The sequence below is a fragment of the Syntrophomonas curvata genome, assembly GCF_052976825.1.
Map to the genome: position 1 here is coordinate 2,720,940 of NZ_CM129641.1, position 13,822 is coordinate 2,734,761.

Here is a 13,822-nt window from a genome sequence, read left to right on the forward strand (position 1 = left end):
GGCATGTTTTTTGCTTATAAGGATGCTGAACCTTCTCATTCACAATCCCTATATTTTCTACCCCCTATGTTTCAGAAGCTTTTTGCCGCCGTTGGCAAAAAGCTTCCTTTTTTTTATAAAGCCGACTATGCACAGCTGCAAGGCGCAACCGGATAGAAACCGGAATAATTTATATCAGCTTTTTCACTATGCGCTTAGTATTTCAAACCCGGTTTCGGTAACCCGGACCGTATGTTCCCACTGAGCCGAAAGAGAGCCATCACGAGTTACTGTAGTCCAGTTATCGTCCAGCACCCGGCACTTGTAAGTACCGGCATTTATCATCGGTTCTACCGTAAATACCATGTTGGGTACCAGTACCATCCCACAATCCTTTTCTCCATAATGTTGCACAAAAGGCTCCTCGTGGAATTCCACCCCGACCCCATGCCCGCCGAAATCCTGTACGACCGAATAGCCAAATTGGCGGGCATGCCGCTCAATAGCAAAGCCTATATCCCCTACCCGATTGTAGGGACGCACCTGTTCAATCCCCAGATACATGCATTCCCGGGCCACCTCGACCAGCCGCCGGGCCTCATCAGACGCATCCCCAATTATATACATGCGGCTGGTGTCCCCGTAGTAGCCATCAAGAATGCAGGTGACATCTACATTCATAATATCTCCATCCTTTAAAACCCTGGCGCCGGGTATACCATGGCAAATCACCTCATTTAAGGAAACGCAGACACTTTTCGGGTAGCCATTATAATTCAACTGTGCCGGATAAGCCCCATGCGCCAGCGTATACTCATGGACCCAGGTATTGATGGCCTCGGTGGTTATGCCCGGAGTGATTATATTCTCCAGTTTATCGAGAATCTCCTTGCTTAACTGGCAGGAACGACGGATTCCTGCAACCTGCCGCTCGCTTTTAATGATATTCCGGGGAGGAACTATACAACCTTGATTCTCCATCTCTTCCAGACGCAGATCCATCTCCAGGTGACACTTTTTATACTTGTTACCGCTCCCACACCAGCAAAGACTATTACGCGTTAATTTCATAACTATAACCTCCAAGCAATTTTGTTATCACACTTTCCAGCCACCATCCAGGCCAACAACCTGACCATTAACATAACCGGCGGCAGGGGATAAGAGAAAAAGACAGGTAGCTGCTACATCCCCCGGGGTTGCAAGTCTTCCCAGAGGGATGTCAGCTGCCAGAGCAGTTATTTCATCATGATCCAGCTCCTGATTGAGCATATCGGTCTGTACCGGCCCGGGAGCAACGGCATTAACGCAAATCCCTGAAGGGCCCATTTCTGCCGCCAGAGAACGGGTCAGAGCAATAAGCCCACCTTTGGAAGCAGCGTAGACCGCTTCACAGGAAGCACCTCTTAAGCCCCAGACGGATGCTATATTTACTATTCGTCCAAAACGGTTTCTAACCATGGCCGGCAGGGCCTGGCGACTGCACAAAAAAGCGCCCTTAAGGTTGGTGTCCATTACCTGTTGCCACTCTGCTTCACTGGTTTCCGTAAGTAAACGCTTCAATGAGACTCCGGCATTGTTGACCAAAAGGTCAACCGGTCCCCATTCGGCTTGGATACCGGCAAACATCGCCTCAACATCCCGGCTCTTGCTGATATCGGCCTTTACGGCCATGACCTGGCAACCCCGGGCAGTTAAGTCTTCGAGCAGTTGCAAGGCTTCCCGCTCGGAGGTATGGTAATTAATGACGGTTGATGCCCCTGCCGCCGCTACCACCCGGGCCACTTCAGCCCCGATTCCGCGGCCGGCGCCGGTAATCAAACAAATATGCCTTTTAAGACTGTACGGTTCTGCTGTCAAACAATATTCCCTCCGTGCGCAATGCAGTATAAACGGAATTATCAGCAGTTGAGACTAGTATATACTGCAAAAGAGCCGCTGGTTTTCCCGCATCATAAAAAATGCCTTTATAAGCAGCTTATAAAGGCATTAAAATCATTATATTAGGTGGCGGAGAAAACCATGTGACCGGTATAAACCCCATATAGACCTTTTCCAAGGAAAACCACCTGATAAATTTACTAAGTGAAAAGGGATGTTATCATTAAAAATAACCGTTAAACCTGAAAAACTCAACCCAATGACCTTTAGACCTAAGAAATTGGCAATCTTAAGTTCTCCGCCACCGTTAATTATATTATATTCATTTGCTGCCAGAAATACAACTCCAGATAAAAATACCATCCGGGTATCAGCCGTGTATAAGCCCGGGCAGGCACCTGGTACATATCCATAAGGCTTCTCCCCGACGTTTGAGGGGGAGCAAGCAGACCTGGTCTTCATCCATTCCGCATTGCATACATTGCTGAGGTATATAGTTTCTGGGACGTATAAGGGAAAGATTTTTAACCGCTTGTTCGGAGAATTCAGGGGCCTCGCGGCTCTCCAGAGACAGGGCTCCGGTCGGACATGCTCCGAGGCAGAACCCGGCCCCGTCACATAGCTCCTCCTTAATAACCCGCGCCTTGCCACCAGCCAGTTCCAACGCCCCTTCAGCACAGGGACTTATGCAGGCCCCACAACCGTTACACAATTCTTCATCTATCTTGACTATAGTTCTTGTCCCCACTTCAATCCTCCTTTACTGCGAAACCGGAACCGGTTTTCTTAGTGGTGTGTTCCCTCAACCACTTTTATACCCTTGGTCTCAAGATTCTTCTTGATTTCATCTATATGGGGGCAGGCCGGATAAGTATCCTTCAAACCCATACAGGAGGAGAGATGAACCACATCCAGACCATATTTTTTCAGGCTATCGACCAGACGGGATATTCTTCTGCCGGGGCAGCCTCCGCAGGTGAAAAAACCAACTATTTCAGCATCCGGCCCGTAGTCTTTGAAATTCAACCTGCGCTGGTTGAAGGCCTTAAAACAGGCTACTCCGGGGCAGACTTCAGAAACCGTTTCACACCTCACCACAGCTATTCTGATTCCGTATTTAGCCGACTTCTTCCCTACGATACCCAGGTATTTGTCCCGGCTATGTTGAACATCTTCCGCAGTTATCTCCGTTCTTCCGCTGCCGGTTACTTCATGCTCAACTGCCTTTTTGGCCATATCCCTGACGAATTTCGGAACCTTGGCCAGCTCCTGTAGCGCCTCCTCAGACCACTGCATGAAAAACTCCTCCTCTTAAAATCAGGACTTAATCATAGTAAGCAGCATCTTAAATTTCTGTACGGCGTTTAATGCATGCGGCTGCCCGGCGGGCATGATTATTATTTCCCCCGCTTGTAAAATATAAGGCTGTCCGGCAATAATCACTTCTGCTTCCCCATCCAATATTGATACCATAGCATCAAAAGGGGCCGTGTGTTCACTTAAGCCCTGCCCCCGGTCAAAAGCAAACAGGGTTACCGTACCGGTAGGACGTGCTATCAGGGTCTTGCTGACCACTGCACCGGCCTGGTAACTTACCAGCTCCGAAGTCTTCATTTTGGTAGCCACAGCAGAATTTAAGACCTTTACATCCTCACTCATGATACTCCTCCTAATATTTAATAAAATAACCACAGATTACACACATCTGCCCGATTAATACTGATTTTTAAGGGTTTTTCCGGGGCTGCTTGTCCCCCGGAGGTGGGTATAGCCTGCGGTCATGGGAGATCAATTGGTTTAACGGGCAACAGCCTCTGCCATTGCCCGTTCCAATGCTATTTGGACAAGATCGCCTCTAAATCAGCATCAGCATCAGTGATTGGTTTTATACCATAATTCTCTACCAGCACATCTAGTACCGCGGGGGTAATAAAAGCCGGAAGAGTAGGTCCCAGCCTTATGTCTTTAATTCCCAGATAAAGCAGGCTTAAGAGTATAGCTACCGCCTTCTGTTCATACCAGGAAAGGACCAGGGACAAGGGTAAATCATTTATCCCGCAATCAAACGCCTGTGCCAGAGCAAGGGCAATCTGCACAGCCGAATAAGCGTCATTGCACTGCCCCAAATCCAAAAGCCGCGGGATACCGTCAATATCCCCCAGTTTCTGGTTGAAGAAGCGGTATTTGCCACATCCCAGGGTCAGTATTACCGTATCCTGCGGGGCTTTTTCAACTATTTCGCTGTAATAACTGCGTCCCGCCCGGGCCCCGTCACAGCCGCCGACCAAAAGGAAATGACGGATGTGGCCGCTTTTAACTCCAGCAATAACCTTGTCGGCAACACCCAGGACGGCATTATGGGCGAACCCGCACATAACACTGCCAGCATCTTCATCCTCGGTAAAACCGGGCATCTCCAGAGCCATCTGCACTATCTCGGCAAAATTGTCCTCGTTCACATGGGTTGTCCCCGGCCAGGCTACCGGCCCGGTAGTAAAGATGGAATTCATATAACTATCCCGCGGTTCTTGTATACAGTTGGTAGTCATAAGAATCGGCCCCGGGAAAACCACGAATTCCTTGCGCTGATTTTGCCAGGCGGTACCATAGTGACCGTAAAAATGCTCATACTTTTTAAGCTCGGGGTAGCCATGAGCAGGGAGCATCTCCCCATGGGTATAGACGTCAATACCCTTGCCCTGAACAGCCTCCAGTACGGCCTTTAGATCACTCAGGTCATGTCCGGAAACCAGAATGCACTTGCCCGTCCGGTGTCCAAGCGGCACCCGGGTTGGAACGGGATGACCAAAACTGCTGGTATTGGCCCGGTCAAGCAACTCCATACAGATTACGTTAACCTCTCCGCAGCGCAGGACCAGGTTGAGCCAATATTGCAGGTCATCGCCGTGCTCCCCAATGGCTGCCATGGCTTCATGTAAAAAAGCATAAATGCGTTCGTCCTCATATCCCAGTTTGCAAGCATGATAGGCATAGGCAGCAATTCCTTTTAATCCATAGACCAGAATCTGCTGCAGGGATTGAATATCAGGATTTGCTTTTTTATCCATCAGCATACCAAGTTGGTCAGCTTGCTTAATTAAAGTATTCAGGTCAGCCGGTATCCTATAGGGGGAAATATCATTTTCAACGCCAAGGTTGCATCTTTTTAAAACCTGGCGTAACGAAATAATTAGTTGGGAAGTCTTTTTGATGTACTCGCTTATGTTTTCAGGGTCAAAGTTCACGTTGGTGAGGGTAACAAATAGACCTTCCAAGGTAAAACGGTCTATTTCCTGATCTGTTATGCCTGCCTGGCGAGCTTTAACTGCATAAACGCTCAGTTCTCTCAGTGAATGCAGCAATAGATCCTGTAATGCTGCGGTATCAGCATCCTTACCGCATACGCCCATAGCAGTACAGGCAACACCCTTACTAGTCTGTTCACACTGGTTGCAATACATTATAATTCCTCCCCTTCTTTTCTTTATGATATTTGGGATGTTTTTAGTCAACTATCAGGGTAGATTGTCCCTCTGCCGTTAACAGTAATTAATAGGAAATCCGGGAATCGGTTAACATGTCTGCCAGGCTCTCTTTACGCAGTTCATCAAGCATGGCTTGCTGAGCCCGAGCCAGGTTACGGGAAACCGGACACCCCGGTTGGTTGGGGCACTTATATCCGGGTGCCAGGCATACATTCAAGGCTATATTTCCTTCCACCGCCGCTATGATATCCGCCAGATTAATTTCACTGGCATCACGGGCCAGAGTAATACCCCCGCACGCACCCCGCTGGGTATTAACCAGACCGGCCAAAACCAGCAGCTTTAAGGTTTTCTTTAAAAAATCCTCCGGTATATCCTGTTTCTCGGATATAAAACGCGTGGATATATTCTCGCCCCGAGGCGCCCGGGCCAGTTCCAGCATGGTGCGTATAGCATACTCGCTTTGTCTGGTTATCTGCATAATCTCTACCCCATTGTTGACTATTTTAATCCCTTTTATCAAATATAAATCTCTGCTTTATTTTTGTCAAGTATGTAATCTTCCCGCATTGATTATTTTTTTACATTATTTTGCAATAAAATAATTTTATTGACAATATCCTGGTAATTTTGATAATGTTTAAGTAATTAGCTAGAATTTTCTGAACATTTTCGGTCTTGTTTTAGTTATCCCCACAGTGTTAATTCAAGGTTAATTAATAACAGCCTTTAAGCAGCACAGCTCCGATTCCGGTCTATAGCGGCTTAACAGGTATCAGCTACCTTTAAAGCAAATTCCTATATTGGGGAGGTGGTAAAAGCAGATTAATCATCTTGATTGCCTTTAAAATTGGAGAGGGAGGAGTTGGCTGAATGTCGTCTAATGAACATGGCGCCTGGGCAAGTCCCGCGCCCGCCGGATTGGTAGCACTGGCCATAGCTTGCTTTTGCTTTTACGCAGTACTGGGAGGTAAGGTTGATCATTCCTGTATACCTTTGCTGGGGATATGGTTATTGGGAGGTTTCTTCGTCCAGGTTATTGTTGCTGTTATTGAATTAAAGGGCGGTCATCTAACCGGTGGCAATGTCTTTCTTTTCTTTTCGGCATTTTTTATGTTGGTTGGCGGGTTGGAGTTTATCTTTAAATATTTTGCGGCCTCTAACGGCTGGGCTATAGATACCCGCATAGATGGATGGGCCTGGTTGGTTCTCTGGATTGTCTTAATTATGTGGACTCCCGCCTATTTAAAACAGTCTCCGCTGGTTATGAGTCTGGTAGTGCTGGCACTTGATGCAGGCGTATTTTTTGTAGCCTTCATGGATTTACAGTTGATTAGCCACAGCTACGCCGCTTTAGCCAGTAAATTCCTTTTGGCCGGGGGCATCCTGGGTATATATGTAGCTTCGGCTATAGTTCTTAACACAGCTTTCTCCAAAAATGTTTTGCCCATGCCGGGACCAATCTTAAAATAGATGAAGATTTAATATTTCGCTTTAACAGTGGACTGAGTTCCACTGTTTTTTTATGCCCACTCGTTCCCTCAGCTTTTTGCTTTTTTAAAAAAAGCAGACGGGGTACCGGAATTATAATATTGGAGCATCAAACCAAGGGATCGGTCATATATTGGTTCCAGTCAGGACAATTTACGTTTGATATTGACTTTTGCATTATTTACCAGTTTAATGTAACTAATCCTTCTTACTTCCGGTACACCATTCTTCAAGAATTTCCCTATGAGAACCAGTTGCTTTGCCTTTTATTCTCAATCTAATTTTCAGAATATTTTTAAAATTCCTCTCTCCAAAGCCGGTTGGTTTTAAGAAGGTATTAGTAAAAGGGAGGTGTAAAAATGGATTTTGAGACTATTCTTTACCTTAAGGATTCTGGCATTGCAACGGTACAACTAAATCGGCCGGAGGCTTTGAATGCCATTAACGAAAAGGTTCTGGAGGAATTATCGGTAGTAAATGATTATATTGCCGGCGACGACGATATCAGGGTTCTTGTAATTAAAGGCAATTCCAATGCCTTTGCCGCAGGCGCAGACATCAAGAATTTTGTCAATTATTCTCCCCGGGAAGCCCACCAGTATATTTACAAGGTACAAATCAGTATGAATAAGCTGATGGCTCTGGGCAAACCCAGTATTGCATCCATTGCCGGCTACGCATTGGGGGGCGGGTGTGAAATGGCATTGGCCTGTGATATTCGCATTGCAGCCGACAATGCCCTTTTTGGTCTGCCCGAAATTAATCTGGGAATCGTCCCCGGAGGTAGCGGTACCCAGAGACTGACCCGGCTGGTAGGTGAGGGCAAGGCCAAGGAATTAATTTTTCTGGGCGAGATTTTCGACGCTAAGAAGGCTTTGGACTTGGGTTTGATTAACCTGCTGGTACCAGCAGCCCGTCTTGAAGAAGAAACTATGAAACTGGCCCGCAAGCTTGCCAGAAAACCGCCGGTGGCAATTCGTACCGCCAAAGAGCTGATTCATTTAAGTTATGATGTGGACATTTACACCGGACTGATGATGGAAAAGGAGAAGTTTGCCTATCTCTTTTCCACCGAGGATCAGCGCGAAGGGATGCTGGCTTTTCTGGAAGGACGCAAAGCCTCATTCAAAGGCAAATAAAAACGCCAGGCCTATTGAGAAATAAAGTGGCCCGGCCTAATGACGGTTTAACCTGATTAGAGGAGGGGGAATTTTGATGGATAAATGGAAGGATTTATACCGGCAGAAGCTGGTAAGTGCCGAGGAGGCTGCCCAACTGGTTCAATCAGGGGACAATATTGTAGCACCGTTGTCCAACGGCCAGCCTTTAGGTCTGATTAACGCGGTGGCTCAAAGAATCCGCGCCGGCAATCTGCGTGATATTACTTATGTCAGCGGAGTTGATGTAAGATGGTTTGACCTTTACCACCCGGATCTGGTGGGCAAGGTTACTATTGATTCCGGTTTCGTAGCACCTGCGACCCGGCACGGGGTGGGCCAGGGGCTTTTTACCTATACTCCCTGCCGCCTGGGGGAGACGGTAGACATGATATCCCGCTGCCGCAATCTTCAGATCAGCACCATGGTAGTATCGCCCATGGATAAACACGGATTTTTCAGTACCGGCTGCAATGTGGACTGGGGGTGGGAGGCAGCCAAGGTCAGTAATCCCCGTTCCATCATTGTTGAGGTAAACGACAATATGCCCCGTACCTATGGAAACAACCAGCTGCATATCAGCGAGGTAGGCGCTGTTATTGAAAATACTATACCCCTGGTGGAGTTACCGTTCATCCCGATTAACGAAAAGGATGAAAAGATCGGCCGCTTTATCGCAGATATGATCGAGGACGGCTCCTGCATACAGATCGGCATTGGCAGCATGCCCAATTCGCTGGCCAATTTTTTGATGGGGAAAAAGGACTTGGGAATTCATTCCGAAATGCTGACCGACAGCATGGTTGACCTCTATGAAGCCGGAGCAATCAATTGCAGTAAAAAGAATTTCATGCCCTACAAATGGGTCGGTTCCTTTGCTCTGGGCACCAGGAAACTATACGACTTTATCGATGAGAACCCCATGGTAGAAATGCATTCCACCAAGTTTGTTAATGACCCCTATATTATCGGTAAGAATGATAATATGATATCGGTAAATGGAACCATGGAAGTGGATTTAAGCGGGCAATGTGCATCAGAATCAATCGGGTTCACGCAATATACCGGTACCGGAGGGCAGCTTGATTTTGTCCAGGGGGCTTGGCGCTCCAGCGGCGGGAAATCTTTTCTTACTCTGTACTCAACTTATACCGACAAAAACGGCGAAATAAAATCAAAAATAGTGCCAAGCCTGAGCAACGGCATATTTACCACCGTATCCCGCACCGAAGTACAGTTTGTGGTAACCGAGTTCGGCGTCGCCAATCTAAAAGGGCAGAATTTGCGCACCAGGGTAAAGGAATTAATCGCCATAGCCCACCCCGACTTTCGCTCCTGGCTGGAATGGGAAGCGCGGAAGATGAATTTTATCCCTTAGAAAATCGATAATCAATCTGACTGCAACCTCAATTGCATCGCATCGATGAACCCGTATGTAGTCAGCCCCTATCAAAAGCAGAATGGGATAATAGGCCATAAAGAAGCTGATCCTGGGGCTAACGGGGGCCTTATTGGCCCCCGATTTTTTTGGTCAGGTCATGTATAGCCCGAATCACCGTTTCAACTTCGGCTCCGGTGGTGAAATATCCGGGGCTGAGCCGACAAGCCCCGCTCTCCAGGGTCCCGATAACCTTATGGGCCAGAGGAGCACAATGCAGGCCGGAACGGGTTACTATCCCATAACGGTAATCAAGCTGCATACTTAGCTCGCCGCAATCCATGTCATCAATATTAAAAGCAATTACTGCTGTCTGTCGGCTGCTGTCACCTGGTCCGTATAACTTAGTCCCTTTAATTTCCCGGAGCCCGTTAAGAAGCATTGCGGTAATCTCCTGCTCATGCCGACGAATGTTGCCGAGCCCGGTCTGCAGGATAAACTCGACCCCGGCTAAAAGCCCTACTATCCCCGGGGTATTGGGAGTGCCGCTTTCCAGGCGGTCAGGCATGAATTCGGGGTGTTCAAGATGTTCGGAAAAGGAACCGGTTCCGCCTTCCTTAAGCGGCTTGATTTCAACTCCGGGGGCTACATAGATTCCGCCCGTACCTTGTAAACCCAGCAACCCTTTATGACCGGTAAAAGCAAGTATATCAATATTCTGCTCCACTACATCCAGAGGTAATATTCCTGCGCTTTGAGCGCTGTCCACCACGAAAATCAGGCCGTTTTCCCGACATATCTTACCCACCTGGGCTATGGGCATAATAGTACCGGTAAGGTTGGAGGCATGCAGCATACACGCCATGCGGGTGTTAGGTTTTATAGCTTTACGAATATCCTCCGGATCCAGACTGCCGTCACCCGCACATGGTACCGTCGTCCACTCAACCCCCCGCTGGGAAAGAGAATACAGGGGACGGGCTACGGCGTTATGCTCCATGCTGGTACTTATTACATGGTCACCGGAATGAAGAAAGCCTTTTAAAGCTATGTTTAGCGATTCGGTTATATTGGCGGTAAAGGCGATTTGCTCGCTGTCCTTAATATTAAAAAGCCGGGCCAGTGCTTCCCTGGCGTCAACCAGTATCGACCCCGCCTTTAAAGTGGCCTGGTTGCTTCCCCGCCCCGGGTTGCCCCCCAGGCTGCGATTAAAATAGTCAACTGCGGTATAGACATTCTCCGGTTTGGGATAAGTAGTAGCCGCATTATCCATGTATATCAACGTAGTTTTCTTCCTTCCTCTGCACCTAACCCTCTGCCTGTAGAAACCCCGCTTGTCGAGGTAGGGATATGACTGACGGATGAAAAGAGATAAAGGCGAGGGAAAGACTTTCCATAATCTATTTAAATCGCTTTACAGCGTAATACTGCGTCCTGCCGTGGTTAGGATTTCCAGAGCCGTATACATGTTGGTAACACTGCCAACTGCCAATTTATCTTTGGCTTGATAAAAGTCCAGGCAGGTACCGCAGGAGAGAATTTCAACGCCTTTCCCCTCCAGCACCTTAAGGGTTTCGAGCACTGGAGAACCTTCGATGGTCAGGAAAATACCGCTGTTCATAAATATGATATGGGTGACCCGGGTATCCAGTTCGTTAAGACTGAATAAAAAGCTTTTCATCAGCACCTGACCCAGTTCAGCTTCCCCCTGACCGAAAAGGTTGCTGCGGATCATAATGGCTAACTCCTCTGTCTCAGGGCCGCCAGTATCATCATCTTTACCCATTCTGGTCATATGAATATAATAGTCGTCATCTTTTTGCTCTACTTCCGTTTCATACCCCTGGCTCCTGGCCAGTTTGCTGACATTTTCCAGAGCCACCGCCTGGTTGACTATGGTAATAAGCTCATCGCCCCCAGGCTCTCCCATGGCTTTCTTGGTCATAATGACCGGCTGCGGACAGGTAAGCCCCCTGGCATCCACAACTTTACCCATCAATGAATCACCCTTTCAAATTAAATTGCTACTCCGCCCCAGCAGGGCAGCACCTAATGCTCCAGTAAATTGGCACTCCTCCGGTATTATTAGCCGACACCCCAGTTCCTCCTGCAGAGCACGAAATACTCCCGGATTTCGCGCTACTCCTCCGGTAAAAGCCACTTCGCCGGAGATGCCAATCCTTCTTACCATAGCTGCAACTCTCCTGCCCACCGACTGGTGCAACCCGGCAATTATACCGGCTTTAGATGTACCCCGGGCCAGCAGGCCGATAATCTCGGATTCAGCAAAAACAGTGCACATGCTATTGATAGAAACTATTTTATCAGGGTCTTCAGTTTCCCCTAATTCGCTTACATCCAGCCCCAGAGCATTTGCCATTACCTGTAAAAAACGGCCGGTTCCGGCAGCGCATTTATCATTCATGGCAAAATCAATTACCCGGCCCTGTTCATTAACCCGGATTACTTTACTATCCTGCCCGCCGATATCAACTATAGTCCCCACCGAGGGATAAAGCTCAGCCACCGCCCGGGCGTGGCATTTTATTTCGGTTGCTGCCTGACCGGCGCCGGCGATAGCGATCCTGCCATAACCGGTTACTACTATATCATCTACTTGATCCCGTTCGCGTCCGGATAGTTCCAATAATTCGCTTATCAATTGCTCACCGGCATCACGCGGGCTCCACCCGGTGGGTACCATAGCCCGGTGCATGGTACCCTTATCCAGCATCACACCTTTGGCTGCAACTGACCCGATATCAAGACCGACAACCAACATCAGACAACCATCTCCAATAATGCTTCGATGCGAATTTTTAATGTCTCCAAATCGGAAGAAGAATAATCGCTTTCCAGGTGCAGATAAGGAAGACCATTGTCTCTTACCAGTCTGCCCACTTCAAAAGCTTCAATATTATAAGTATGGCAGGCCTGCCAGGTCAGGTCAACAACCGCATCAACCCGAAACTCCTCTATCATATGCCGCAATAATTCCATCCGGTAGGGATTGGGGCTCATACAGGAGCAAGGTATGGCCATGTATTTTTGGGCCAAGGCAACTATGGGGTCGTTAATTCCGGAATCAGCCTGCAACTCCAGAGTCTTATAGCCGGAGCAATTCTCCATGGCTACAATACAGCCCCCGGCTTCTTCCACCAGGCGGATAATCTTCTCCGAGCCAAGGCCCACCGGACAACCGGTAAGCAGCACCCGCGGTTTTTTCGCCGAACCCACCGGCCGGCCGGCTGCCAGCTCTTCCTGTAAACCCTTCAGCATTGACAACAGGCTATTTTTATCGCTGCTAAAATGCCTCGACCAGGTAACCGTAAGCAAATCCAGGCCACTCAGTACCGGTTCTCCTTTATTTAAATCACAGATGGCTTTCACCGTAGCCGTTTCCCGGTTTACCTTAGCAATCGCCTCCCATAATTTGTCATCGCTGATCTCTACTGCCAAATCGGCTTCCAGGGTGGAACGCAAACGCCTCAGCTCAGTAATCCATAGCTTAAGCGCCGCATCCAGTTGGTGCAGATGGGGCAGCTGCATCACATGTACCGGCTTGATATCCTGCATGATCTCGAACATTTTTTTCTTACCGTCGCAGGTAGTCTCTCCAATAATCAGGTCGGAAAAATGAAAGAACGGGCAGGTGTCGGTAGCTGCAAAGCCATAGGATGACTTGATCAGCGGGCAAAGATTACGCGGCAATACCTCTTCCGCTGCTGCAATCGGTTTTTCACTGGTACCGCAAAGGCTGACCGGGATAGCTCCTGCCGCCAAAATCATCTCCTGGGGGCAATAGGCGCAATAGGTGCCAACCACTTTTTGTCCCTCATCTTTGGCTGCTTTGATTTTCATCAAACTGGTTTCTCGAATACGCATAAAATCCTCTATATTTATAGTCATGGTACAACCCTCTTCCCCTTTTACACTAATATATCACACGTATCATTATATTAGAAATAACTTAAAGTTATATATCAGAGAAGTTGGCCGCAGGGTATTCAAGTAGTTGTTTCAAACCATTTTCCCATGTACTGCCAACCAAATACAGGGTGGGTCAGTTGAAGTCCTCTCCACCCGATGACGCTCGCCGGCAGGCAGCAAAACCCAGTCCCCTGCCCCAAGGATAATTTTTCTCCCCCCTTCCCACAGCAGCTCGGATTCACCCTGAAGAAGCACCACCCATTCATCCCGCTCCTGTTCATACCAGAATCCCGGCGGCGAAGACTGTCCGTTAGAAATAATACGCTCAATCAGAATTCCCCGGTCTGGAATAAGGGCTTCAATCATTTCCCCGTCAGGAAGCATATCCGGAAGGGTAAAAATATTATTCATTTTCTCACCTCACCAAACGATAAGAGTAAGTCTCCGTACCTATTTTAAGGCTACGGCAACAACAAGCGGAGCCGTTAGCCCGGCGGCCTGTCATAGGCATCGTGCCGGTG

Annotated in this window: 15 protein-coding genes; 3 read left to right on the top strand and 12 right to left on the bottom strand. The window is 48.1% G+C overall.

Translation table 11 applies throughout. The annotated features are described in order from the left end of the window. Nucleotides 1-186 precede the first annotated feature (186 nt). The 7 genes from ACU70B_RS12465 to ACU70B_RS12495 all read right to left on the bottom strand — a co-directional run bounded on the left by ACU70B_RS12465 (nt 187) and on the right by ACU70B_RS12495 (nt 5,826). On the bottom strand, nt 187-1,050 hold the full coding sequence (locus tag ACU70B_RS12465) for a methionyl aminopeptidase (protein ID WP_447183843.1): 864 nt from the start codon (nt 1,048-1,050) through the stop codon (nt 187-189). 27 nt (nt 1,051-1,077) lie between these two features. Continuing rightward, nucleotides 1,078-1,839: an elongation factor P 5-aminopentanone reductase gene (gene ymfI, locus ACU70B_RS12470; RefSeq protein WP_447183844.1), complete on the bottom strand. Its 762-nt coding sequence runs from the start codon at nt 1,837-1,839 to the stop codon at nt 1,078-1,080. A gap of 391 nt (nt 1,840-2,230) precedes the next feature. Next, nucleotides 2,231-2,608, bottom strand: coding sequence for an ATP-binding protein (locus ACU70B_RS12475; protein ID WP_447183845.1), 378 nt, complete (start codon nt 2,606-2,608; stop codon nt 2,231-2,233). A 38-nt stretch (nt 2,609-2,646) separates the two neighbouring features. Next, complete coding sequence (locus tag ACU70B_RS12480) at nt 2,647-3,156, bottom strand: CGGC domain-containing protein (protein ID WP_447183846.1); 510 nt, start codon at nt 3,154-3,156, stop codon at nt 2,647-2,649. Nucleotides 3,157-3,177: 21 nt separating this feature from the next. Further along, a complete protein-coding gene (locus tag ACU70B_RS12485) occupies nt 3,178-3,519 on the bottom strand; it encodes a cupin domain-containing protein (protein WP_447183847.1) in 342 nt (113 codons plus the stop codon). Between the two features lie 176 nt (nt 3,520-3,695). Then, entirely contained in the window at nt 3,696-5,321 is a 1,626-nt protein-coding gene (gene hcp, locus ACU70B_RS12490; RefSeq protein ID WP_447183848.1) for a hydroxylamine reductase, read from the bottom strand. An 88-nt stretch (nt 5,322-5,409) separates the two neighbouring features. Continuing rightward, entirely contained in the window at nt 5,410-5,826 is a 417-nt protein-coding gene (locus ACU70B_RS12495; RefSeq protein WP_447183849.1) for an RrF2 family transcriptional regulator, read from the bottom strand. A gap of 392 nt (nt 5,827-6,218) precedes the next feature. On the opposite strand from ACU70B_RS12495, the gene ACU70B_RS12500 reads away from it, so the two are divergent. From ACU70B_RS12500 to ACU70B_RS12510, 3 genes are all read left to right on the top strand, one after another. Next, nucleotides 6,219-6,818, top strand: coding sequence for an acetate uptake transporter family protein (locus ACU70B_RS12500; protein WP_447183850.1), 600 nt, complete (start codon nt 6,219-6,221; stop codon nt 6,816-6,818). 377 nt (nt 6,819-7,195) lie between these two features. Continuing rightward, nucleotides 7,196-7,975, top strand: coding sequence for an enoyl-CoA hydratase/isomerase family protein (locus ACU70B_RS12505; protein ID WP_447183851.1), 780 nt, complete (start codon nt 7,196-7,198; stop codon nt 7,973-7,975). 76 nt (nt 7,976-8,051) lie between these two features. Beyond that, complete coding sequence (locus ACU70B_RS12510) at nt 8,052-9,371, top strand: acetyl-CoA hydrolase/transferase family protein (RefSeq protein WP_447183852.1); 1,320 nt, start codon at nt 8,052-8,054, stop codon at nt 9,369-9,371. A 130-nt stretch (nt 9,372-9,501) separates the two neighbouring features. Here ACU70B_RS12510 and ACU70B_RS12515 read toward each other — a convergent pair whose 3' ends face one another. The 5 genes from ACU70B_RS12515 to ACU70B_RS12535 all read right to left on the bottom strand — a co-directional run bounded on the left by ACU70B_RS12515 (nt 9,502) and on the right by ACU70B_RS12535 (nt 13,712). Beyond that, complete coding sequence (locus ACU70B_RS12515; RefSeq protein WP_447185778.1) at nt 9,502-10,644, bottom strand: aminotransferase class V-fold PLP-dependent enzyme; 1,143 nt, start codon at nt 10,642-10,644, stop codon at nt 9,502-9,504. 141 nt (nt 10,645-10,785) lie between these two features. After that, nucleotides 10,786-11,367 carry a sulfurtransferase-like selenium metabolism protein YedF gene (gene yedF / locus ACU70B_RS12520; RefSeq protein WP_447183853.1) on the bottom strand — a complete coding sequence of 194 codons (582 nt, stop codon included), beginning with the start codon at nt 11,365-11,367 and terminating at the stop codon, nt 10,786-10,788. Between the two features lie 15 nt (nt 11,368-11,382). Beyond that, nucleotides 11,383-12,153, bottom strand: a complete 771-nt coding sequence (locus ACU70B_RS12525) for an acyl-CoA dehydratase activase (protein WP_447183854.1) — start codon at nt 12,151-12,153, stop codon at nt 11,383-11,385. Continuing rightward, a complete protein-coding gene (locus tag ACU70B_RS12530) occupies nt 12,153-13,280 on the bottom strand; it encodes a double-cubane-cluster-containing anaerobic reductase (protein WP_447183855.1) in 1,128 nt (375 codons plus the stop codon). Before ACU70B_RS12530 ends, ACU70B_RS12525 begins: the two co-directional genes overlap by 1 nt. 111 nt (nt 13,281-13,391) lie before the next feature. Continuing rightward, a complete protein-coding gene (locus ACU70B_RS12535) occupies nt 13,392-13,712 on the bottom strand; it encodes a cupin domain-containing protein (RefSeq protein WP_447183856.1) in 321 nt (106 codons plus the stop codon). Nucleotides 13,713-13,822 lie beyond the last annotated feature (110 nt).